This is a genomic window from Chryseobacterium nepalense, assembly GCF_023195755.1.
Taxonomy (GTDB): Bacteria; Bacteroidota; Bacteroidia; order Flavobacteriales; family Weeksellaceae; genus Chryseobacterium; species Chryseobacterium nepalense.
The window spans coordinates 1,288,901-1,314,607 of sequence record NZ_CP096203.1; the positions used below are offsets into that span (position 1 = coordinate 1,288,901).

Sequence of the window (25,707 nt, forward strand, 5' to 3'; positions counted from 1 at the left end):
CTATTGTTTTTTACCTAAATTTCCTCCAGTAGATCTGGTTTCAAATGCTTTATTAAATGATTTCATGAATTTTTGGGCAGTTGCTTTATTCACTGTACCTTTTTCAACTAATCCTCCCAAATGTTCAGTTAATTCACCTTTATTCCACGAAGGTAATGAACTTAGGTCAATTCCAGGAATTTTAGCATTAGCTAAGCCTGGATTTTTTGTAATATTTGATACAGGATTTCCAATCTTTTTTAATTGTGCAGAAAAAGTTTCTATATCATTTATATTATTAGCAAATAATTTTCTAATGAAATCACAATTATTATGTACTAAAACAGCCTGATCTGAAACAAAATAGTTATGATTATCTTTTACCTCAAAATTATACACTTCTTCATCCCTTACATATAATTCTGTTGATAGTATCTTTAATTTAGAACCATCTTTTAAAAATAAATGATCACCCTTTTTTATTTTGCTTGCTGCCACCCAATTTTTATTAATATAAAATGGATGAGTAGGTGTACATTCAATAATTACTCCATCTGCAGTAATCTTGATTATTTCAGATGTGTTATTATTAAATAGTGTTACAACTTCTTTTAGTTCATTTAATTGTTTAGTTTCATTATATGACCATACCCTATCTCCAACAACTACTTCTTCAATTGGTTTAAATCCTTTCTCAGTAGATATTAATGTACCTTTAACAAAACAAAAACTCTCTAAAGTTTTCATGCCCTTTACAATGCTTGAATAGTTAGTTCCTATTTTTGGAACAATTTCTTCTTCCATTTTTGATGCCATTTTCATTTCTCCTTGAGGTGCATGTATCGCAGCAACCGGATCCCATATCATAGATTGGTCAAATATAAAGAACTCTATATTTCCTAAAAATTTGTCCGAAGCTTTACCATTATTTAGAACTCTTGCGCCCATGGTGTAAGGAGCAGCTTTACGGGTAACATTATCGACAGCAATCAATACTTTTGCAAATTGCATTGCTAATTTTTCTTTATAGCTACTTTGGCTTCCCTTACTTTGTTTACCATTTGGATCTATATAAACGATAGGGTTTTGATACGTATAAATATAAGGATTCAAATTTCCCAAGTAGAAAACTCCACCGTTATGCTGACCATCTCCATAAAATTCACTTTCCATAGAAGGATTATAAACAGCCAAAGGATCAACACCATACCAAACACTTACTCTTGGATTATAATATCTTGCACCATAATAATAAAGTCCAGTTTCTGAATCTAATTCTTTAGCATTGAATTTATATGGATTATCATATACGCCGGACTGCTGCTCCATCATAGTCTCTCCGAATGGCAAATTCAGGAAAAATTGTGTTGTTTCAGAGTTATCATCTGTAACAAAGCTTGCTGTCCCCAAATGATCGGTATGAAGATAATATAATCCCGGCTGTCCTCCCATTCCTGGAGGCGCCTTTGCAGTTCCTAATTCGGACGAAACCGCTCCATCAATTTCCATTTTCTGTAAATAATTCCTGAAATCTTTCGCAGGATCAATTTCCTTCACATCTTTATTCGGAGCCTTTATGGTTGTTGGAATAAAGATATCATTATGAGGTTCGATACGGCTTGCAAAACGGGTTGTACCTTCAAAATAATTTTTGGTGTACTGTCCATCGGAAGTTACCACTACATAAGGGTTGGGATACAATTTGTAATGATCAATACCTATACTTCCCGGATCTACCAAGGCTCCGTTCTGATACAATTGTGAACCTCCGGTTAGACTGTATTTAATCGTTCTTTCCCCTTTATCGTCATACATATAATACTGGTAAAGCCCATTATCTGGATCTGATAAAGCTTTCAATCGGTCCTGCTCATCCCATGACATTTCATGTATTCTGTACTCATCCTTATGCATGATGGTATTTCCATTACTATCATACTTAAAATCCTGTGTATTGCCAAAATAGCTGTCACCGATCTTTTGAATCATGTGAGTACCATCAATATACTTATATTGGTTATAGTATGTATTTCTCTGGTTTACTACCTGGTCCACTGAATGTTCCTGGTTCTTTTCCAAAATACCTCCGGCATCATTATACTCCATATGCAGTTTGAATCCTGAATTACTTTGTGCATATGGTGAAGTACCTGGTGTGATTGGGTTTCCTGCCTTATCGACCAATCTGGAACTTCCTTCTGTCCCAATAAGCCGGTTTAAGGTATCATAATTATAATTGAATACATACTGTCCTCCCATTCCGTTTGGCGAAACGTCTGAATGATTTTCCAGCTTGGCAATATTACCTCTGTAATCATATCGGTAGCTATTGGACAAAAATCCAATTCCCGAAGCATTTGCAAGAGTAGAAAAATTTAATCTTCTGTTTGTAGGTACGTATCCAAATCTGTTCACCACTCCATTTCCGTACGTCACTTTTGTTTTCTGCTCATACAAGTCGTAGGTGATTTCTTTAATATAATCCTGATAATCATTTCTGACAGATTTTAAATTTCCTCCCATGTTATATCCATAGTATACATTTTCACCATCAGGATACGTAATTTGTTTAATACGGTTCCAGCTGTCATAATTAAAAAATGTCTGGAAGTTCATCGTTGGGATATTATACCCAAAAACAGTCCTATTTTCAGAAACGATCTCACCCATCTTTCCATAGCTATAAACGGTATATCCTGTACCATCACTCTTTGTATACATTCTTCCTGAGTTGTTTCCATAACCTCCATTTAAATATCCGTAATGAACATTATTTGGATTTGCAGAACCGTCAGGAAGATTTGGTAATTCAATATCCGTAATTCTGTTGTAATCATATACATAATGAATATAATGCGTACTGATATTAGGATCATTGGAAAGGTTAGGCGTTGAAAGTATGATAAGGTTACCAGCCTGATCATATTGATATTCGGTTTGCCCTTTATCTGGGTGATTCATTCCAATTCTTCTCCCTGCCATATCATAATCATAATATGTAGATATATCTTGCGGATCTGTTACCGTTACAAGCTCTCCCGAAGGGCTGTACTTGTATGATGTAGTTAGTGGAACATTACCCAAATAATCTATTTTATTAATAATTTGTCCTTCAATATTAGCAAGGGTTTCAGACTTCATTGTATCAAATTCTTCTATCGTTCTAAAGAAGCTTCCATATATTTGATAGCTTGTATATTGAACCTGATTATCTTCATCAATTACCTGAATTACTCTATCCTGATTATCATAAACACTCGTAGAAGAATACATTGCCAATGATAAATTGATATTGTTGTTGGTAGAACTGATGTTTTCCACAACAGGCTGGTATTGCCTGATCGTTCTTCCGAATTTGTCAAAAATAGGGCGTCCTGATACCGACCTCATTTCAACTCCATCTATTTCCACATCCTTTTTAACCTGAATAATTCTTCCCAACATATCTGCATAGGTTTCCGTTTTAATAGGATTGGTTGGTGTTTCTGCTACATAATGAGAAGTAGATGCTCTAAAAATCTTAACATTGGTATTGGTATTCGGAATACCAAAATTTTCATAATAATAATTGTAGTTAATCGTCGCATGATTTGTCCCATAATCGTACGGACTGGTCACACTGATTACTCGTCCACAGCCATCATAAGCATAAGTCATTGTATTACCCGTCATATCAATGCTCTTTTTAACAACATCAAACTGTGGAATGTATTCTGCAGTAGAAGTCAATCCAAAATTATTGGTAACGCTTGTTACATATTTTGCTGTCGCACTATAGTCATACTGATAATTTAAAGTGTATCGTTGTCCAAATTCATTGGGAGGGTATTGTACACTCAAGATATTTCCGTAAGAATCATACGCATAATCCGTCTGAATGTCATTCGTTCCGTCAAAAACAGAAACCGTACCTATCTTACCCGTATTAGCATTGATGTTTGAAGTCTTTCTTTGTCTTAATAAAGTGGAATTTCCTGTTCCTTCATAAACTAAAATTTCCTTAGGTATTTTCATAAGATTATTATTCAGCCCACTCCAATAATCTATTACAGAATTATACGCTCTTGTAGGGCTCGTGTACTGAAACTTCTTAAGATGCCCTTTTGTACTGTAGAACATTTCTTCAGTAGTCTGAATACTACCTCCTGTTTCGTATGCTATTTTATCTTTTTTAGCAAGAAGTACAGTTGCCATTCTTCTTCCTTCTTTTCCGCCCGTATCATACACGCTTGGATTCAAAATCGCATTATTAATATCAATCTCCGAAACACCGTTGATAAACTTGTAAAGCTTGTATGTATTGAAATGTTCAGAAAGTAAATTTCCTGATCCATCAAACTTTTGACTGCTTCTTAACAAACCGTTGAAAAAATAGCTGCTGTTGTAATACGTATCCACAGTTTTTCTGTACGCATTATTGGCATCAAGCATTTCTTCGGAAATTACCGTCTCAAACCCAAAATTATCTCTTTCACGTCTGTCATATCTGGAATTCTCAAAGGTGTACCTTGTCACCATGTCTTTAGATGCATCTGTATTGGTATAATTGGTGTCAAAAAGATCCGGATTCAGCACTTTTACCTCTTTTACTACCAGTTTTGCACGAGAATCCTGGTAATTCGGTGCGGTAAACTGATAATCTATTGTGTATTTTCCCTGCGTAATTTTGCTGGTTACCTGCTTCAGTTTATTGGTTCTTCCAATTCTTGAATAGTTTACCGTGAAAGCATTTCCGCCATTATCCATTACCAGATCGGCATAGCCGTCACCGTTCATATCTTTGAAGATCTTTTTCACCTCGGAAACATTGATCCCGAAATTGGCATTGGCCCCCGCTCCTGCTTTGATGTACAAGATCAGGATCGGAAGGATCGGAACAATGGTAATCGGCCCGATATTCACCATCAGATTCCCTCCGAAAGACAATGATCCGTTGTAAGACTGGTTCTCTTCTGTAAAGTCTATTGCGGAATTGGATCTTAACAAAGGTCTCGCAATATCAAATTTATTTCCTAAGTTATAACGTACTGCAGTCGTTTTATTTGTACTGTTAATTTCCAGGATATCAATAAGGCCGTCGCCGTTGATATCTTCATACAATACATCAGAAGATCCTTTCGATGCAGATGCTCCCGCACTTGCACTGATCCCGAATCCAAAACTTGACAAAGATTGCAGATTGGCAGAAAGTCCTCCTCCAATGGATACATTGACTCCACCTATAGGGTGAGATCTGTAAGAAATAAGATTTTCGAATTTATCATTTCCGGAGAAATTTTTACCTAAGTTCAGACTGTAAGTTATCCCGGAAGTCCCTCCGTTTCTTACTCTGTCCGGCAATCCGTCACCGTTGATATCCAGATAATATTCCTTGGCATAATCCGTAGAATTAAAATATTTATTAATTCCGGCACTTACTGAAATCCCCGCAGACCATGTCAATGACATATCCGGTTTCGCAGATGAGGTTGATGGCCCGAAAGCATCAATTCTTCCACCTACCGAGTAGGCGTTATAAGAGAATCCTACGGAATTCATTTCCTGTAAGCTGTAAGAATCTGTCGGATATCCGAAAACAGGGTTGCTTTCCGTATCTTTCAGTCCTCCCGTACTGTTGGTCATCTGTCTTGATTCCGCGTACACCATATCCGGGTATCCGTCACCATTCATATCCATGAAATCCTGTGTAACTACACTTCCCGGATAAAGAAGCTCTGTAATAGAGTTAGCAGAATTCGTATTGATTTGCGAAATAGCAACTCCGTCCGTAGTATTTCTTGACGTACTGCGTGTTTTCTTATCAATTGCCTTCATCGTAGTGTCCACAGAAATCTGTGCTGACCCCATTGATTGAATTGGCGCAGGTGAAGGATCCGGGTTAGGATTGTTAAAATAAGCAGGCTGTGTATCGTCATCTCTAAAAGACGTTTTACTGGCAAGCTGATTGGGTCCCGTACCGATCCATTTATACAGAAAACTGTTTCTCTGTCTTGTCACAGATGGTTTCATAGGGGAAATAACTACTGCTGTAGCATTTCCGTTGCTTGGATTCTGCATGCTATTCGCAATACACTCTGCCAAAAGCTGCTGTTGATTCTGATTCGGATATAGCTGTGAGCAGGTACTGTATAAAGGCTGCAAAGGCGGATTATCCGAAAGTGCTTCCGGAGTAATCATAGCACCGTAGTTATCTATTGTTCCCTGGATGGCAGGATAAGCCTGATCCTGATTGTATAAAAACTGGCCCCAGTTATTGAAAAATTTAACTTTCGAGCTGTACATCGCCGTGTTGATTGATGTATGCGGCGTATCGGTAAGTAAAATATCATTATCATAATAGATATTAAACGGTTTATTCTGGAAATAAGCCGAATATTTCTTATACAATGCATATTCAGCGTCTGTCTTACAATATACCTGAATCGTAACTAACCATGGGCTTAAAAATGTACTTGTTGTGCTTCCCGTATAGAACGTTGCCGGAGAAATTCCTGAAATAGGCTGATTGAGAATCATATCCTGCTCTTCCACAGAATTATTGGTATTGTCTACAATAACCTTTCTTTTGGCAACTATCTTATTTCCTCTTTTAATAATGTAATAAAAAGAACCCACTCCTAAAGTAGAAAAATTGGTAATGTTCTTTTTAATCTGTGCCTTATAATCATGCGTTCCGCTGAGGGCTATGTAATTCTTTACATTGAATTTCTCAGAAAACTGCGTAATTGCATAGGAAGGATATTGAGGTACTGTCAAAAATTCTACAAATGTTGTCGCCAAAGGATTGGCTGCTGTAGGTGTATTTGCTGTATACGTAACCCCAATTTTACCTTGCCAGTTGCTGCTGACGTTTCCTATATAAGAATCTGATTCTACAACGAATCTTAGATATACAGGCTCACCGGCATTTACTGTGAGAGATTGTGATATTGCACTCGTAACGAGACCGACATCACTTTGGTTGTAAGATGCAGAATAAATTTCATCCGTAGTATTGGCATTAATATTATCCTTATAGATTTTAAATTTAAAATCACTTACAGTATAAGGGAAACTCACAGATGCCACATCAATTTGAGCTGTACCCGGTGTATCCAGGTAAATCGGTGCTGTTTCGTTATTAAGTAAAAAGTTGTCAGAATAGCTTCCGTTATTTAAATAGAACAAATCCTGAGCAAGTTCAAAGGCATTAGGCACCTCATTTCCATTGGTATCTACATATGTAATCTTCGGATTTGAAGTAACTTCTGCATTAAAATCCTTATTTTTATGAAGCCTTACATATACTTTTTCGCCACTTTTTACATACAGACGGTTCGGATTATTGATTCCAAAGTGATCCACATTGTTAGGCAGCATGCCCTGGATCTGGGAATAGTAATCATTATACCTTTCAATACTAACTGTTGCAGTAGAAGGGCCATTGGGATCCAGCTCTGTCATATAGATTCTTCCGTGTTTTGTTACACCTGTAACATATGGATTAAGAATCTCAACAGAATATAATGTTTTAAATGGTGTTCCCAATGGGACTAATCCCAAACCTATCTGATCGGTAATTTTAATATATCCGTCTTTAGGTGCCACCCACACTTTTACTACATCCACAACAGGGGTCATTGGTTCCTGTAACGGTGGATCGGTTTTAGGATTAAACGGAGGATCAATGGCTTTCGCCTTTACGATCATGTTTTCCGTGTACTCACTATGCTTGGTCATTTCCGGTTTCCCCGTAGACGTATTAAACTTGTTAAACCAGACTTCACCGTTGTGAACAATATCCATCAAACCATCAGAATTTCCATCTGTAAGGTAAGTAGATGTTGTACTGGAAGCCTTAGAGGTGATCATACTTCTGCTCTTGATAAAAAGTCCCATGTCCCATCCGGAACTGCTGGTTTTACTTTTTGTAAAAGAGAAGTTGCTGTTGAAGTTCAATAACTCTGTAGGCTGTCCGAAAGATAATGCACCGTTGGAAAGTGATCCCTGGCTAAAATACAGTCCGGAATTGTTCTTATAGATCATATCCTGGATTCCGTCGCCATTGAAATCAATCAGCTGCTGCATGGTTTTAGCTTCCGTATCTGAAAATCCGAAAGGAAGACCGAACATGATATGTCCGTAAGCATCATTGGAAGGATAATATAAATTTAATCCCGCTGCAGCCCTGAAATTGAATCCTGTTTCCGTCGCACTGTTTCCACTGATTCTTGAAGGGGTTAATAATCCCTGAACCAAACCACCAAAAACATTGATTGAATTGTTAACAGGTACCGTTACGTTTCCTCCGAAGATAGAACCGTCTGCAACATCGTCATAATACTGGAAATCGTAATCTCCTAAAAGACTGTATTTACCCGGCGAATCTCCCCCGTCAAGATATAATCTTTTCAACCTTGTTTTAGAAAACTGTCCGGTTTCGTATTCCATACCATAAGTACGGATTAGCTGCCCCTGATAATTTACAGTAATATTTCTTAATAAATAAGGTTCTACTCTTTTTACTCCCTGCTTTGCATTGATGTTCAGATCAGTTCTGCTAAGTCCCGTTTCCGCATTAAAATTAACGGTATAGTCACCATTCTTCCCATAAGAAATCTGTCTGATATGAAAATAAACACCTCCATTCAGGTTACTATTATTATTATTGGTTCCGAAATTTACCTGAGAATAATAATAGGTGAAATTCATAGAATTCCCATGAACATCTTCAATTCTTCTCAACGCCCAATGCACAATCTGATTGGCAGAATTTTTAATCACGAACTGATCTCCGCCTCCGTAATAACTCTTCGTACCATCTGTTGAGGTAACTTTCCATGAATAATTGGTAGGATTATCTCCTATTCTTTCTATGATAGAAAAGTCATGGTTTTTTCTTAAGTAAAATTTCTTTACACCTGTAGTTCCCGGCGTTGCATAAGAAGCTCTCGGCTGTTTATCTGTTGTAAAAGCTGTATTGGTTTCGCTTACATCATTATGCCTGTGAGGAAGATAATTGTTAGGATACACCAACATTTCGCCATCCATTGAGTACAGTTCGGTTTCGGTAGCGCCGTCAAACTGCGGAGCTCCCCATCTTGTATCAATACTGATGGCAGAAAGTCCCTGCACATCCCATCCTTCACCCATCCAGCCATTGCTGCCTCCACTGCTGTAACCAATTGACAAAGAAGGCTGCAGACCGCCCAATCCTGATGGTACCGTAATCGGATAGTTCATATTGGCATCTCCTTTCTGACTAGCTGTCGGAGGACTCATCAGCTGAATGGCAGCCATAGGATCTCCTGCCTTTAGCCCGCTGATACTTGTTGGAGTAAAAGCATTCAGCTGCGGGGATTCCGGAGTGGAAATAACCCCATTGATATAATCCGTATCTCCGTCCCCTTCTACGGTAACCGTTTTGGCTTTGGTATCCACCACCGCAGATTTGTCCATCGCCCATTGCTTTTTAGCATAATCGAAATGGAAAATTTTGATGTCTTTCGGTGAGATCAGTCCTAAACGTTTTTCGTCGTAAGGAATCGTAATCTTTATTTTTTTGTTTAATTTCCCTGAGATTAAAGATATTCTGTACGCAGAATTATTTGCCGTAACATTTTTCAATCCCTGTGAAGTTGAAGGAAAATCTTTAGCTCTCAGTTTTAAAACCTCAAAATAGGCTGATTCCGAAGTTTCTTTTTCAATCTTAATATTGATTCCCTCATAATCTACACTAAATTCCTGATCTTTTGAAACAGAAATTCCTTTGGCATTATAATAGGAATTGTTTACTGTTCTGAAAGATGTAGTTTCTGCAGGAATTTTATAACTTCCGGTAGTTCCGTTTGCCGTAATTAAAAAGCTTCCTTTTGCTTTATCAGTTTCTGTTAGCTGAATTACTTTTTCAAATTCTCCGTTTTTAACAGAAACAGATTCATTATTAATCGTGGCAGATGCTCCGGTAATGTTATTTCCTTTTACATATAATTTATCTCCTGAAAGAACAGAACTTACCACCACATGGTCATAAGATCTCTTTTCTTTATCGAAAACGATTTTCAGGTTTTTAATTTTATATTTCACTCCGTCAGACGGCGAAGTAAATAAAATCGTATTCTGTCCGTTTTTAATAAGCGCAGCGCTCAGTACTTCTTTTTGATGGCTCCATTTTGCACTTGGCACAACAATGTCTCCCCCTATGGCTACGTTATTATTAATTGATCTTGATACAGACTGATGAGAAGCAAGTCCGAAAAGATCATATTCCAGATAAGCAATCGCACTTTTACTGTTGCCGGCAGGCACATCAATGGTGAAAAAGTTGTCTGAGATCCGGTCTTCCTCTTCTTCAGAAAAAGTACCAATGGTTCCTTCTCTTTCTTTTGAAGGATAAGAAATGACATCAGCCGAAACATTATTCATTTCAGATAATTCAGCATCTCTTGTTCCTGTAGTGAAAGGATTATTTTTTGATAAAATATCCGGAGAAATATTCTTCTCACGGTCTGTGGCTAAAGATTTTTCCGAAGATTTCTCACTGGAAGCTTCTTTGAGTGAATCGACGTCTTTTTTATCGGTCAGCTTACTCATCAAATCTTTTTTAAACGCCCGCACCTTCTGCCTGTCTTCCCTTGTAAAGCTTGCAAAAACAAACATACAAGCAAAAAAGAACACCAGAAGGCATGACTTCTTCGTAAGAGGAAGCCGTTTCATGTCTATTTTCATGGGTGTGGTTTTAATCGACGATTAGTTTAAAAGTTTTAATAATTTTTCCGTTCTGGGTAAGATTGATCAGATATGAACTCTGAACAGGCAGGTGATTGACATAAGATTTTGCCTTTTCATCTACTTTATCTAAAGTTACCAATCTGCCGCCGCCGTCATAAATAGAGATGATAAGATTCTCCATAGGCGGGAAGACAATGGTAAAGTTTTGATCTTTTTTCACCGGATTAGGGTACAATGAAATCTTTGTAAGGTCCAGAGAAATATCTTTTTCACTGATTGTATTTGATCTCGGGTCCTGATTTCCGGTTTCAGGTTTCGTATTCTTCAAAGGGCTTACGGCAAACGTGAAATGCGTGGTATTTCCCGTATCGAAAGGATCGATGAAATCAACTTTACTGAAAGTAACATAATTTCCGTTTTCAACCCCTGCAATCTTTTGAATTTCCCCGTTGTCTTTTTTCAGAAGCATCCAGTAAGAAAGCGGTAAAGCCTTTGGATTCACAGTTTCTTTAATAATTCTCACTTGGTAACCGGTCTTAGGAATTTTATTTCCGATAAAACCAATTTCCCAGTTTCTATCAAGCACATCCAGAATTCTGTCATTTTTTAAAGACATATCTTTGTTGTCATCAGACCACATGACAAAATTATTATTATCCAGAACGGTTGTATTTTCAGAATTTGTTCTGAAGATATTGTTCATTCCGATAGCTAAAAAAGGATCTGCCTGGTTGGAAGACTGTTTCTGATACAGTTCATTTCCATCATCTCTTCCCAGACCCGTTGGCCTGTAACTGTAATCTTTGTGTTGTTCAGGATCCCAGATTACTTTTCCATCGCTTCCGTAATATTTACCTTTTTCTAAAGATATTCCGTATTTAATAGAAAGATAGGAATGAATTTTATTAAGATCCGTTGTTTTTGCTTTTCTCGGCAGGAAAATCATTTCATAAAGATTCTGATCTTCAAATCTGATCTTTAAGCTGTCTGTTTTCTGCTTGTCCGGATCTGCAGTTCCGGTAAAGGAAAAAATACTCGGCTTTTTACCGATTTCTTTTGCCTCTTTACCTTTGTTGTAGACTGTATTTCCTAAAGAAACTTCTTTGTCCGGATTCATCCAGATCATTTCATCTTCTTTTGAAGCATGAACCAGACTGAGCGTATGGCTCTTGTTTTTACTGTACTTGATGTACTTTTTGAGAGATTTGTCCTTGATACCGCAATGGAAATTCAGCAGATTTTCATCCCGGCACCTGGTCGCTTCCCGCAGAGTAGGATTGGTTTTTTCCCAAAGCTGGACATCGGAGCCTACCAATTGGGCATAGGCCGAGAATGAGCACGACAGCATAAGCATCGTAACAATCCTCGATTGTCGAAGGTGTAGCATAAGTGGATTTTGTTTGTGAAAATTGAAAGTGTGTTATTAGTTTTTACCCTAAATTCGGTTGACGTATTTTAGATAAAATTGTATGTGTAGTATTTCTGATGTTTCAAAAAAATTGAAAACGTTTGAGTTGTCATGGTCATTAGTTTTTATAATTCACAAAACTAAGAAAAATATCATATCAATTATTAAATTTTCTAAACTTTAACATTTAAATGAAAATTTGTAACTTAATTTTAATATTAGACGAATAAATTATATAAATCACAATATCTTTCTTTAATCTGTACAGCAAAGATCACATGGAGAAACGACAAAACATGACGTTTGAAAAAATAATTTTTAATGAATTATCTTGAAGTAAATAAAAACCGCTTTTACAGGCATCAATTTCTTCAGTTTTAATTATAACAAAATTGTTCCCGAAGCCTAATTCCGGGAACAATTTGTGATGTTTATATTAATTAATAATTTAAATTGCCTGTCAAACTAATCAAAGGAAGCACGAAATTCCAGAGGCGAAAGATCAGTCTTTGTTTTGAACAGTTTGCTGAAAGACTGCGAATGTTCGAAACCCAGCTCGTAAGCAATTTCACTTATCGAAAGATTGGTAGTTGATAATTTTTCTTTGGCTTTTTCAATTAATTTTCCGTGAATATGTTGCTGTGTCCCCTGCCCGGTTAATGTTTTAAGCAAACCACTGAGATACTTGGGAGAAATATTTAAAGCATCTGCAACGTATTGTACGGTAGGCAGTTTTTTGGAGATTAAATCATCTGCAAAATATTCATTAAGCAAATTTTCCACCTTATCCAGAATCTGGTGATTCGCTTTTTCCCGGGTTATGAACTGGCGGCTGTAAAATCTCTCAGCATAACTTAGTAACGTTTCTATATGAGAAATGATGATTTTCCTGCTGTATTTATCGATGTTTGAATGATACTCTTCCCGGATGTTTTCCACTATTTCGTTAAGTATGTTTTCTTCTTTTTCAGAAAGAAATAAGGCTTCATTTACCGAATAATCAAAATATTCATAACGGCTGATGGTTTTTGCAAGTGATGTGTTCCAGAAAAAATCAGGATGTATAAGCAACATCCATCCTGAACGCTCCATCGTTGAATGATGATTGACGCGTATATTAAAAATCTGGTTCGGAGCAATAAAAAACATCACCCCATCATCAAAATCATAGTCCAGCTGTCCGTACTTAAATTTTCCATCAATTCCTTTTTTAACGGAAATCTGATAAAAATCAAACATCCAGCTTGTTTCTTCCATTTCAGGCTGGTGTTTTATAGAAGCATAATCTACAATACTAATGAGCGGATGTGCAGGTTTTGGCAAACCTCTGAACTGATGAAATTCGCTGATTGATTTTATCCTGATTATTTTTTTCTGCTCCATTAGACAAATTTAAAAATAATTCTGTTCGATATCTTCCAATAAGCTGATATGCATTGGCTCCCAGCCCAATTGTCTCTTTGTTTTAAGATTAGTTACGGGACAATCCATAGTAATAAAGTGGGCCAGCCATTCAAAATGTTTGTTTAAGTCTTCTCCGGACACAGCTTTCAGAGGGACATGTAATTTCTCACCGATCAGTGTTGCCAATTCTTTCAGTTCAATACTTTCATCCTCCACACCGTTATATAAAGCACCGCGCGCACCTTTTTCCAGCGCGAGACGGAATAATCGTGCGGCATCCAGTCGGTGTATTCCTGTCCATCGGTTATTTCCATTTCCGGGATATGCAGAAACACCATTTTCCTTTGCCTGCGAGATCATAAATGGGACAAAACCATAATCACCCACGTCGTGAACAGAAGGGGCTAACCTGATTACCGAAGTATTGATCCCTCTTTCTGCAAGCTTCAGTGCTGTTGTTTCAGAAGCCCGTAAAGAATTTTCGGCAACACTTTCTTCCGTTATCTTTCCGTTAATAAGAGGCAAACCCAGAAGTCCAGCAGTGACAATAAGTGGTTTATCAGTACCTATTAATACTTCACCCATTGTTTCAATAGCTATACGATCCATTTCTGCTGCTTTAGGAAACTGCGAAATATCCTTTGAAATCATAAAGTCATGAGAAAAGGCCGTGTGAATAATACCATCTGCATACAAAGCATGTTGTTTCAATATTTCCAGATCCGCAAGGCTGCCTTCCACAGCTTCTGCCCCTGCCTGCCTGATTTTTTCTGCTGATTTTTCCGAACGTGCCAAACCGGTCACCTGGTGTCCCGCATCAATTAATTCTCTTACAATTGCGGAACCTATAAATCCTGAAGCTCCTGTTACAAATACTTTCATTATCTTTTATTTTGTTGATACAAAGTTGCGTACATTCGGAAATATTAATGTATCCTAAAGTAAGATTGTTGTAGCCAAAAAGAACCGGAAATATTTGTACTGTCAACAAAAAAGGCTGCCGTTACAACGGCAGCCCTCCAATTAGAAGTTATTATAATTTATTTTGCTTTAAAATACACTCTTCTATTCGCTCTGTTTTTCCATTCAGGACATTTTGAAGCAGGATCACATTCAGGATATTTCAGGTCTGTTTTACCATTTCCCTGAGCATCAAGTTTTCCTGACTGCACACCATTCTGCATCAAATAATTTTTTACATTATTAGCTCTTCTTTCAGACAACATTTTGTTGTAAGCTTCAGTTCCTCTTGTATCAGTAGCCCCAACAACAGTATATGAACCGTCTGATGAATTGATATAGCTTACTGCGTTATTTAAGATCGGCGTGTTTGAGGGTAAGATTCTGTCTGAATTAAGGTCAAATTCAATACCTTCAAGTTTTGTTTCTGTTTCAGCAACAGCACCCTGTCCCTGAGTCTGATCCGGACATCCGTTATTTTCCACACTTCCCGGAACGGTTACACATTTGTCGTAAAGGTCGATTACTCCGTCAAGATCTACGTCTAAAGCAACTCCTGATCCGTCTACTCTTGCACCTGCAGGAGTATCAAGTTGTCTGTCCCAATCGTCACAAACACCGTCATTATCAGCATCTCCATTTTTACAAACTACTAAATCTGTAACTTTAGATTCCAAAACGCTAATTTTGTAATAAGCTTCCTGCAAAGGATCATGCCACATCAGGTGAGATTCATGCTTTCCTAAATTAACAGTAAGCCCTAAAGTTGTATTGATGAAATTATCAGAACTTTTATTATTTCTTCTGTTGATTGCACTGTACTGCTGGCCTCCACCATCAAATGCATCATCTGTCGTTACAACATACATTACTCTTCCTTCCAGATCAAGGCGGTTACTGATTTTATATTTCAAACCGGCACCAGCCTGTCCAAAAAATGAATCAAATCTAAATGGTTTGATCTCAGTCATTAACCTTTGTCCTGTTTCATCTTTTAGGTAAGCTCTGTATGCTAAAGTACCAATACCTGCATAACCGTGTAATGCCCATCTGAATGGTGATTTGTTATCAACTCTTCTTAAAAGATTAGAGAAATTAATATCTCCTAAAATAGAGATCGCATCATATTGTGTTCTTGCTCCATACTGATTATTAGCAGCAGCGTTTGCAGGTGCAGCATCTTTGGTATTAAAATACCCCTGTCTTGTTTCACCTCGGTCATATTGTAATTTTAATCCGAAAGCATGTGTAATGGCTTTATCTACACTCACATATGCAGAATAACCAAATAAATCTTTTCCGTAACCGTCTTTTGTTTTATAAGATACAAGATCAGCACTTTGTAGCCAAGGCACACCAGCACCAAAAGAGATTGACCAGTCATTGAATCTCTTTGCAGAGTTTGTAAATGGTTGCACATCTGCAGATCCTGAAGAGAAAGTATTCGGATACTGTGTGTTATTCATAACCTGTAATGAATCCTGGGCAAAAAGGCATGTGGGTAATGCTATTGCCAACGATAAGATTGATAGTTTTGATTTCATATGATTTTTTTTAATGTTTATTAACAAATAACCTGTCCTATTTTTAAAAACAGAACAAATTAAAATCAGAGGTTTCAGCTCGTGCTCTTCATTATTCAATTATTATACCATTTACACCATTAAAATGTTTGACAACGCGCTTCAGAAACAATAATTTAAAAATATGTGGTACCTAAACGAAGTTGCTTATCAGCTGTTTAAGGTATTTTATATGTATAGCATATATGTTTTTTATACGCTTTAATTTTTATAAAATTTAACATTAAAATTTAACTATGTCATACTTTATTTTAAAATTATTATTAACCAAAAAATATTTATGAATTAAAAAATTACTTATCAGATAAATAGTTTTTAGGGATAACAGCAACTTATTAAGCCGACGTTTTTTTTTCCAATATAATATTGATTCGTATTATAAAAATTTACAGTTTCCTGAAATTCAATATCAAACATTGAAGAATTAAACTTCATATCTGAATTTTTATATTAACTATATCTTAAATTTAATTACAATAACACAGATCCGTCATGTATTGCCGTTTTTACCGAGAAGCCGATGTGGATTTTTTTTTTTACATTTGCTTATATAATATCAATTGCTTCTGCATTCGATATTTAAATAATACCAAGTTTATAAAGCATTAAAAAATCAAGTAATGAGAAAAATTATTCTACTATTTGCATGTTTGTTAGGTTTTTCGGCTTTCTCACAAATCAAAGTGCTGAAAAATGAAACTGTGGTAGAAATCGGTAAAGATAATTCTGTTGGTTTATATAAAAAGGACAATAAATTTACCATAAATTATCAGGATCTGAATACTGCTAACCTAAATACATTCCGCTCTTTTTCCTTTGAAAATCTCAATAAAGATGTTTCAGGTTTATATGAGCTTATCAGCAATGGATTTATTGATATACCTGTTAGCAACATTGTCCTGGAACTTCCTAATGATATCATTGAACTTCATTTTGAGAAGAATTTCGGGCAGCCTACGGTTCAGTTTATTCAGTATATTAATAAAAACAGAAAGTACGTAGGAAAATCGCAATTTCTGAACAAAAAGCAGATTGATAAAATTTTCGGAAGACAAAACGGAAAATCTTCTCTTTATGAAAAGCCGGCTGCGGCTGCAATAGGAAATATCGGAAACAGGCCTGCGAATAATGTTACAGCATCAGAATCCGGAAATAAAGATAAGAAAACTAAGAAATAATCAATTATAGAAAATATTAACCAGGCTCATTCACCGGAATGAGCTTTTTTATTTTTATTTTTGCAAAAAGATCATTACGAGTATGTCTCTTCAGATAAATAATTTAACCAAGAAATTCGGTGAACAAACTGCACTGAACAACATCAATATTTCCATAGACAAAAATGAGATTATAGGGCTTTTAGGACCAAACGGCGCCGGGAAATCCACGTTAATGAAATCTATTGTAGGAGCTTTAAAAATTGATGAAGGAGAAATCATCTTCAACGGTAAAAATATTACCGAAAATGAGATAGAAAGCAAAAAAAAGATTGGCTTCCTTCCGGAAAACAATCCGCTTTATCTTGAGATGTTTGTAAAAGAATACCTTCAGTTCGTAGCTAATATTCATCACATCCCCTCTTCCAGATTAGATGAGGTTATAGAACTTGTAGGGATTACTCCTGAAAAGACAAAGAAAATCGGGCAACTTTCCAAAGGATATAAACAGAGGGTAGGTCTTGCCCAGGCCATTATCCATCAGCCGGATCTTTTAATCCTGGATGAGCCGACTAACGGACTTGATCCAAACCAGATTATTGAAATCAGAAACGTGGTGAAAGAAATCGGACAGCAAAAGACTGTATTGCTTTCCACCCACATCATGCAGGAAGTGGAAGCGTTATGTTCCCGCGTAATTCTTATTCATAAAGGTAATATTCTTCAGGATTGTCCTATTAATGAATTTAAAGGTAAATTCGGAAGTCTGGAGGAGGCTTTTGCAAGTTATACCCAGGCATCCGTTGTCTCTGAAATGAATCCTTAATTGGCTTTAAATTTGATAATTTTAAGACACTGACAAAATATTAAAATTATGATTAAATCAATTGTATGGGGAGCATTATGCATGATGAACATTAGCATATTTTCAGCTAAAGATCTGCAACAGCCTGTAATTCCGCAAAATGTTACGAAGCAGGTTTCACAGAAAATTCCAAAATCCGTAATCCTAAAAACGAAAAAATTTAAAATTAAAATTGATCAGCAGCCGGATGGAAAATATCTTTACCAATCATGGCCTGCCAATGGAAAAATCACTTCCAAGCCGAGCATGATTATCAGTGGCGGAGAATTGATTCCTGACGGAACCGGAGGAAGTTATTATTTTGAATTTGGTAATGAAGGATACACCTATCAGGTTTGGAGGAACTACCTCACCGATTCTCCTAAAAAAGCTCCTTATACACTCACCGTAGAAGATCAGGACGGAAAGACGATTGTAAAGCAGGATGCAGTAGTTGTAAAAAATTAAGAAAAAAAGCTCGCTTCAGTGAGCTTTTTTATGTTCCGGCTTTTTTTAACAGATAAAAATTACTTTCATTAAAGCTTTCCTTTGCGGCCTGGTACCCAATTTGAAATATTTTTTCGAGGCGGTCTTTTCTTCTTTCAAAAGTTCCGTATGTTGAGAGTTCCTGTGAGGAAATAAACCAGTCGCAATAATCAAATTTTATTTTCTCGATTCTGTAAGATAGAAGATCGTATGATCTTGAGACAATTGCTTTGATTGATTTAAGATCATTAATTTTAATATCATGAGGCGGGGAAACAAAAACCCCGATCAGTTTATCACATTCACCTCTGATGATATCTGCAGGGAAATTATTCAGCACACCTCCATCGCAGTACATTTCTTCGTTAATAATGTAAGGCGTTGTAATCCCCGGTATGGAACATGAAGCGATAATGGCGTCCACAACTTTAAAATTTTCATCAAAAATTTTTTCCGTTCCGCTTACCAGTTCTGTAGCTACAATTTTCACCTCTTTTCCGAGATCTTTCAGTTTCATATCTCCGAAAATGGGGTTCAGATAATTCCTGAAAATCACCGAAGAGACCAACCCCGGCTGATTGAATGCAAAATGTTTCCAGTTGAAAAAATATACCGAATTAAAGAATTCCAGAATTTCTTCCGGACTTTTTCCTACGGCATACATACATCCTACAATAGAGCCTGCACTACAGCAAGACAGAACATGAACATCAATATCTTTTTCTCTCAGGAATTTTAAAACTCCTGCGTGTGCAATTCCTTTTGTACCGCCGCCTGATAAAACAAGACCTACTTTTTCAATATTCATTGAATAAATGTAAGAAAATACCACAAAATAGAATGTCTGTTTTTACTAATTTTTTGTTAAATAGTAGTAGAGATAACCGGTGGGTAACAATTCATAAATACTTTTAAAAAAATCGTCATTAAAAAAACCCGACATTACTGGCTTTTAAAGTTTTATCGTATTAATTATTAATATATTTTTCGAAGATCTTTGAAAAGTCTTTCTGATTATACTTATCAAAGCTGGTAGTATTCCAGGCAAAAATGTATTCGTTAATGGTTCTTAATTCCTGACTTTTCGATACATTTTCCTGTTTTCCTGATGCTACGGTAGTGATCGCTTTTTGCAGACTGTCATTCGAAAAATTAAGCAATGACTGATTATGATGCACTGCCTGCTGAATCGCCAAAAGTGCTTTATAAAGATCTTTCAACTGATCAATCTGACTTTTTGTGACACTGATCATCAACGGAACATTCCCGATATTAAATGAAATTTCAACATCCAGGTCGATGGTTCCTGCCGTCTGCAAAGCAATATTTGAGAAAGGAAACTGATAATATTCATATCTTCTCAATACTCGTTTTTTATCCAGGGCACTTGCGCCGTCAATATGGATCAATGCTCTGTTGGTAAAGCAATATTCATCTCGTTTGGATTTGATGAGGAAGAAAATCTTTTCATTATCTTCCGATAAAATGTAATCATCAGAATCTACTTTATCATAATCGTGAGAAGGAATAATTTTACCAATATCTCCAAGTCCTAATGCTTCTGCAGCTAATTTTTTGAACATAATTTATTTTAATTTGTATTTTGTTTAGTGAATAAAATTAAGAAAATAACTGAGATAAAATCAAAAAAAATTATCCTAAAGCTCGTTTAAATTTGATTAATTATTCAAAAATTCATTCATTTTTTGACGCAAAGATTTAATTTAAAGACTTAATTACTTAAGTAAACAAAGGAGAATCAACAAGTTGATTTGATAAAGCTATTTCTTCAAGCTTTGTGAAGCAAATTTTATTTGCCTTTGCTTTCTAAAAGTAATGTGTAAAGTTGAATTAAATCTTCGCGTTTAAAAATAATAGAATTTAAAAACTTTAAATGTCAATTTAAACAGGCTCTTTCAAAAAGAAAAACCACAGACAAAATCTGTGGTTTACTATATTTATAATTTAATTATCAAATTAAATATGGATCACTTCTCCATAAGCAGCAGCAGCAGCTTCCATAATCGCTTCGGATACTGTTGGATGCGGATGGATCGATTTGATGATCTCATGACCGGTAGTTTCCAGTTTTCTGGCAACAACCGCTTCAGCAACCATATCCGTAACACCTTCTCCGATCATGTGACAACCTAACCATTCGCCATATTTAGCATCGAAAATCACTTTGATGAAACCATCCGTATTTCCGTTGGCAGTTGCTTTTCCACTTGCAGAAAGAGGGAATTTTCCAACTTTAATTTCATATCCTTTCTCTTTAGCCTGCTTTTCGGTAAGCCCCACAGAAGCAACTTCAGGATGGCAGTATGTACAACCCGGAATATTGCCGTAATCGATTTTCTCTACGTGCATTCCTTTGATTTTTTCAACGCAGGTAATTCCTTCTGCAGAAGCAACGTGTGCTAAAGCCTGAGTTGGAATGATATCACCAATCGCATAATATCCCGGAACTGAAGTTTCGTACCATTCGTTTACCAGCACTCTTCCTTTATCTGTCTGGATTCCTACTTCTTCAAGTCCGATATTTTCAATATTGGCAGCAATACCAACAGCAGACAATAAGATATCAGCTTCAAGCGTGATATTTCCTTTTGCTGTTTTTACATTAGCTTTTACGCCTTCTCCGGTGGTGTCCACACTTTCAACAGAAGCGTTGGTCATGATCTCAATCCCTGATTTTTTAAGGGATTTTTCTAAGTGTTTAGAGATTTCTTCGTCTTCTACAGGAACGATATTCGGCATAAATTCTACAACCGTTACTTTGGTTCCCATGGTATTATAGAAGTCGGCAAATTCTACCCCGATCGCTCCTGAACCTACTACGATCATCGATTTTGGCTGTTCAGGAAGAGACAATGCCTGTCTGTATCCGATTACTTTTTTACCATCCTGCGGCAGGTTTGGCAATTCTCTTGAACGTGCACCTGTAGCGATGATGATGTGCGTTCCTGTATATTCAGTTACTTTTCCTTCTTTATCAGTAACGGAAACTTTTTTACCTTTCTGAATTTTGGCAGTTCCCAGAATAACATCGATCTTGTTCTTTTTCATTAAGAATTCGATTCCTTTGCTCATTTTATTGGCAACACCACGGCTTCTCTGAATTACGTTCGGAAATTCAAAACTACCTTCCACTTTATTCAAGCCATAATCTTCAGCGTGATTGATATAATGAAAAACCTGAGCAGACTTCAGCAAAGCTTTCGTAGGAATACATCCCCAGTTAAGGCAGATACCTCCTAAGCTTTCTTTCTCGATAATTGCAGTTTTGAAACCCAATTGTGCCGCTCTGATTGCAGTAACATATCCACCGGGACCACTTCCGATGACAATAATATCGTAATTCATTAGTTTAAAATTTTATGCGAATTTAAGGAAAAATATTGGATGTTCAGTGTTTCTTGCTTTAACATAGAGGGGAATAAAACAGATTATTTGTCAATTAAAAACATAAAAAGGAAAACACTCAAGTGTTCTCCTTTTTTGATCCGGAAGTTAATTCCTTATTGTATTTAATTTATCTGGTAGCCCTTAACAGTCGTTTTTCATTTTGATATCGCAGATTCAGGGCTTTCAGCTGATCGCTCTTCATTTTTTTGGTAGCAAGCGGATGATTGAGAATCAATCTTTTTTCGGTATTGTATTTTTTATCCAGCTCTCTCGCCTTATTGTTGTACATCTCACTTCTTGAAGGGTGAGGCGGCGCAGGAGGACGTGGCGGATGTTTCTGTGCAAAAGCTTCTGCAGATAAACCCAAAAACAAAAGTGTGGTAATTAAAAACTTTTTCATGACTTTTTATTTTTGAATGATTGAACTTTAGCTCGCATATCATTCTGGTTTATCAAATATTTGCATATATCATACCACAATTAAATAGCAATTCCAAATTACTTTTTATTGTAAGAAACTCTCCATACAATTCCGCTTACATCATCCGCAACAAGTAAGGAACCATCGGCAATCTGCAGTACGCCTACCGGTCTTCCGTATACATCGCCTTTGGCTTCATTGGCAATAAATCCGGTAAGAAATGGCTGATACGGAGCTGAAGCTTTACCATTAGCAAAAGGAACGAATGCTACCTGATAACCGACCAGTGAAGACCGGTTCCAAGATCCATGCTGACCGATAAAAGCTCCGTTTTTATATTTCTCCGGAAACTGATTTCCAGTATAGAATGTTAATCCTAATGATGCGGTGTGACTTCCCAGCGGAACATCCGGAACAATAGTTTTTGCAACCAGATCAGGCTTTTCTCCTTTTCTCCTCGGGTCTTCATTTTTACCGAAATAAGCATAAGGCCAGCCATAAAAGGCATTCTGCTTTACACTGGTCAGATAATCCGGAACCAGCTCGTCCCCAAGCTCATCGCGCTCATTGACAACTGTCCACAGTTCACCGGTAACAGGGTTCCAGCTCATGCCTACGGGATTTCTTAAACCCGCAGCATAAATTTTTTCTCCCGTTCCATCAGGATTGACTTCAAGAATGTTGGCTCTCCGTACTTCATTTTCCATTCCGTTTTCGCCAATGTTACTTCCTGAACCTACGCTGATGTAAATTTTAGACTGGTCTTTATTGGCAATTAAATTCCTGGTCCAGTGATTATTGTATCCTCCTGCAGGAAGGTTGACGATCTTTTTACCAGGCTGGGTAATTTTTGTATCTCCAGACTTATAAGGATATACCCAAAGTCCGTCGGTATTGGCTACGTAAAATTTATCTTTAATGATAAGCATTCCGTAAGGCTGATTGAGCTTATCAAGAAATACGGAAGACGATTCGGGAATGCCATCCTTATTGGTATCACGATACAGGATGATCCTGTTGGCCGATTTGCCTCCGACCTCAGCATCACTTTTTCCGCTGATGTCATTTTTTATTTTTTCCGTTGTGGAACGTTCTGAATTGGAAAGGACAACAAAAATATCACCGTTTTCAGCCTGAATCATATTTCTCGGGCTTTTTATATTATCAGCAAAACGCGTCACAGTAAATCCTTCCGGTGCAACAGGAGTTTTTCCCTGCGGCCACCCGATGACATTGCTGAATTTATTTTTGGAGTTTTTCTCGTCGGGAGCGGGTAACTTCAATGTATCTGTTTCCGTGACAACCTCTTTTTCGATTGCTGTACTCTCCTTTTTATTTTCTTTACAGCTGAAAAAGATCAGCGCAAAAGCTGGTAGAAGATAATTTTTCATAGATTTTAGTGATTATGGTTGGTAACAGACTTGCAAAAACTATTCCTTAAGAATCAGCAGTTTTTCTGATGTTTAAGAATTTATTATTATAGAATGTTTAGGCTTGTCATGTATTTTTATACTAGAATTAAAGCTGTTTAAACTATTTTAAATTTAACCACAAAAGAGGCAAAAGGCTATTTTAAAGTTTTTATTAGAGAAAACAAAGTTCTCAAAAGAATAAAAATCAAAGATTTAATGTTATGAACTTTAATTAAAAGTATCCAAATCTTTTGCTTCTTTTGCGGTTAACAGAAAGTTTAAACAAGTAAATTAAGTTAAAGTCAGCTGACTACAAAAGCCTTCAATTCAGCTAACTTTCCGTCTTCAAATCTCCAGACGTCACAGTATTCATAATCGACCCATTCCGAATTCTCGTTTAGTAAACTGATGGTTCCCATAGCGGTCAGATAATTACCTTCTTCAATCATTAATGCAACTTCAAATTTTGGAGGTTCCTTGTATGCTTCATGCATATAGGCTCTTACCTCATCAATTCCTTTAAGCGTACGGTCACCAATAAAATCCCAATGGGTATCTTTTGTACAAAAGTTCAAAAATCCTTCGTGGTGGCCTGCTGCAATACAGGCATTAGCTTCCTGTAATATCGACTTTAAATCCATAATGTTTATTTTTCATGTAAAGTTGATTCTAATGCTGCTAAAAATGTACCGACGTATGTGATGTCTGCGATACACTTATGGCTTTAATTATCCGGAAATAACTCCACCTCAATATACTTATTAAAAATATTTTGAAGCTTGGAAAATTAAAATTGCTTATATTCTACTGATGTCGCACAATATGCGATTTAGGCCTGTATTTTTTATCAAGATCTTGTATCATGGCAATGGTCTGATCAGAAATTACATAGGCATCTTTAGTCCTCTTTGCTGACTTATTATACAGATATACAAAATTAAACGGATCCTCAATATGTTTGATCAATTGTTTCTTATACCCTGCCTTTTCAATAATATTAGCCATATAATATCCCGGGATGTGCCCGCTTGTATTCCATCCTTTAAACAGCTTATTTAATTTTAACTGTGATTTCTCCAAAGGTTTTACAGAAAGTAAGGAATCAATATTTTTTAACGTTTTGTAACCGTCAGATAGAAAACTCTCGGGATATCCGCGCTGAAATTCCAGCAAATTTTTAGCATCCTCTCCCTGATATCTTTTGTCTATAAGGTCAGCCGACCCTTCATTCAGAATTCTTTGTAGCATACTTACGATGACAAGATCATTTTGGTCAGCATCAAAATCCATTCTTGGCCGCAACACATGCTGAAACTCATGGCCACCCAATACCCCCATTTTATTATAGTCATTGAAATAAGCAGCCAGTAAAGTGTAAATCATCCAGCCATTTTCCACATGCGCATCATTATGAATAGGGATAATCGTAATTTTATATTCCGGAGCTTTTTTATGATCTTTTTTAGGCAGCATCTGATAACTATACTGATAAGAAAGATCAAGGTATTTTTCCGGCTGTTGTTCAATGTTCTTAAGATAAGCTTTCATCTTATCTTCATTAACCTTGTATTCATTGATGATGTAGGTCCACCAGTTATTATAAGGATCTTTGAGCCTTTGTTGGAGTTTTGCTTCATTTTTTGGCATGTAGACTGTTTCCATGATTTTCCTGTAATTATCGGTATAAATACTGTCGACTCCCTGATCTTTAAGATAAACCTGTATGGCTTCATTTTTCATGAGATGCTTCCATTCCAAAGGATCAACCGGCTGGTCTTTTTTTAATTTATCCGTAATCCTGAAATACTCCCAACATACAGAATCGTCAAATTTTTGTGAATATAAGAATTGAGATGCCTGTAAAATACAAATTATTAAAAGTAATCGTTTTATCATTATTTATAACCCTTATTAATGCAGCAAATATAATTAAAT

At 36.4% G+C, this 25,707-nt stretch carries 15 protein-coding genes; 3 read left to right on the forward strand and 12 right to left on the reverse strand.

Annotation, left to right across the window (positions count from 1 at the left end):
• The 5 genes from M0D58_RS05460 to M0D58_RS05480 all read right to left on the reverse strand — a co-directional run bounded on the left by M0D58_RS05460 (position 1) and on the right by M0D58_RS05480 (position 16,005).
• Positions 1 to 10,686: a polymorphic toxin-type HINT domain-containing protein gene (locus tag M0D58_RS05460; RefSeq protein WP_248394084.1), complete on the reverse strand. Its 10,686-nt coding sequence runs from the start codon at positions 10,684 to 10,686 to the stop codon at positions 1 to 3.
• A gap of 10 nt (positions 10,687 to 10,696) precedes the next feature.
• Complete coding sequence (locus tag M0D58_RS05465; protein ID WP_248394085.1) at positions 10,697 to 12,076, reverse strand: T9SS type A sorting domain-containing protein; 1,380 nt, start codon at positions 12,074 to 12,076, stop codon at positions 10,697 to 10,699.
• A 486-nt stretch (positions 12,077 to 12,562) separates the two neighbouring features.
• The gene (locus M0D58_RS05470) at positions 12,563 to 13,480 is read right to left on the reverse strand and encodes a helix-turn-helix domain-containing protein (RefSeq protein WP_248394086.1); all 918 of its coding nucleotides are present in this window, start codon (positions 13,478 to 13,480) and stop codon (positions 12,563 to 12,565) included.
• A gap of 9 nt (positions 13,481 to 13,489) precedes the next feature.
• Positions 13,490 to 14,383: an SDR family oxidoreductase gene (locus M0D58_RS05475; RefSeq protein ID WP_248394087.1), complete on the reverse strand. Its 894-nt coding sequence runs from the start codon at positions 14,381 to 14,383 to the stop codon at positions 13,490 to 13,492.
• A gap of 158 nt (positions 14,384 to 14,541) precedes the next feature.
• Positions 14,542 to 16,005, reverse strand: coding sequence for an OmpA family protein (locus tag M0D58_RS05480; RefSeq protein ID WP_248394088.1), 1,464 nt, complete (start codon positions 16,003 to 16,005; stop codon positions 14,542 to 14,544).
• Positions 16,006 to 16,664: 659 nt separating this feature from the next.
• Between M0D58_RS05480 and M0D58_RS05485 the strand changes: the two genes are divergently transcribed.
• From M0D58_RS05485 to M0D58_RS05495, 3 genes are all read left to right on the forward strand, one after another.
• Positions 16,665 to 17,222 (forward strand): hypothetical protein, encoded by a 558-nt coding sequence (locus tag M0D58_RS05485; RefSeq protein WP_248394090.1) that lies wholly within the window; start codon positions 16,665 to 16,667, stop codon positions 17,220 to 17,222.
• Between the two features lie 82 nt (positions 17,223 to 17,304).
• Positions 17,305 to 18,027 (forward strand): ABC transporter ATP-binding protein, encoded by a 723-nt coding sequence (locus M0D58_RS05490; protein ID WP_248394092.1) that lies wholly within the window; start codon positions 17,305 to 17,307, stop codon positions 18,025 to 18,027.
• A 48-nt stretch (positions 18,028 to 18,075) separates the two neighbouring features.
• Complete coding sequence (locus tag M0D58_RS05495; RefSeq protein ID WP_248394094.1) at positions 18,076 to 18,513, forward strand: hypothetical protein; 438 nt, start codon at positions 18,076 to 18,078, stop codon at positions 18,511 to 18,513.
• Positions 18,514 to 18,541: 28 nt separating this feature from the next.
• On the opposite strand, the gene M0D58_RS05500 is transcribed toward M0D58_RS05495, so the two are convergent.
• From M0D58_RS05500 to M0D58_RS05530, 7 genes are all read right to left on the reverse strand, one after another.
• Positions 18,542 to 19,339 (reverse strand): patatin-like phospholipase family protein, encoded by a 798-nt coding sequence (locus M0D58_RS05500; protein ID WP_248394096.1) that lies wholly within the window; start codon positions 19,337 to 19,339, stop codon positions 18,542 to 18,544.
• Positions 19,340 to 19,499: 160 nt separating this feature from the next.
• Positions 19,500 to 20,114 (reverse strand): PH domain-containing protein, encoded by a 615-nt coding sequence (locus M0D58_RS05505; protein ID WP_248394098.1) that lies wholly within the window; start codon positions 20,112 to 20,114, stop codon positions 19,500 to 19,502.
• 394 nt (positions 20,115 to 20,508) lie between these two features.
• The gene (gene lpdA, locus M0D58_RS05510) at positions 20,509 to 21,897 is read right to left on the reverse strand and encodes a dihydrolipoyl dehydrogenase (RefSeq protein ID WP_248394100.1); all 1,389 of its coding nucleotides are present in this window, start codon (positions 21,895 to 21,897) and stop codon (positions 20,509 to 20,511) included.
• A gap of 169 nt (positions 21,898 to 22,066) precedes the next feature.
• Complete coding sequence (locus M0D58_RS05515; RefSeq protein ID WP_248394102.1) at positions 22,067 to 22,339, reverse strand: hypothetical protein; 273 nt, start codon at positions 22,337 to 22,339, stop codon at positions 22,067 to 22,069.
• Between the two features lie 98 nt (positions 22,340 to 22,437).
• Positions 22,438 to 23,751, reverse strand: a complete 1,314-nt coding sequence (locus tag M0D58_RS05520; protein ID WP_248394104.1) for a PQQ-dependent sugar dehydrogenase — start codon at positions 23,749 to 23,751, stop codon at positions 22,438 to 22,440.
• 323 nt (positions 23,752 to 24,074) lie between these two features.
• Positions 24,075 to 24,413, reverse strand: coding sequence for a nuclear transport factor 2 family protein (locus M0D58_RS05525; RefSeq protein WP_248394106.1), 339 nt, complete (start codon positions 24,411 to 24,413; stop codon positions 24,075 to 24,077).
• A 163-nt stretch (positions 24,414 to 24,576) separates the two neighbouring features.
• Positions 24,577 to 25,668: a DUF5700 domain-containing putative Zn-dependent protease gene (locus M0D58_RS05530; protein WP_248394108.1), complete on the reverse strand. Its 1,092-nt coding sequence runs from the start codon at positions 25,666 to 25,668 to the stop codon at positions 24,577 to 24,579.
• Between the last annotated feature and the right edge of the window lie 39 nt (positions 25,669 to 25,707).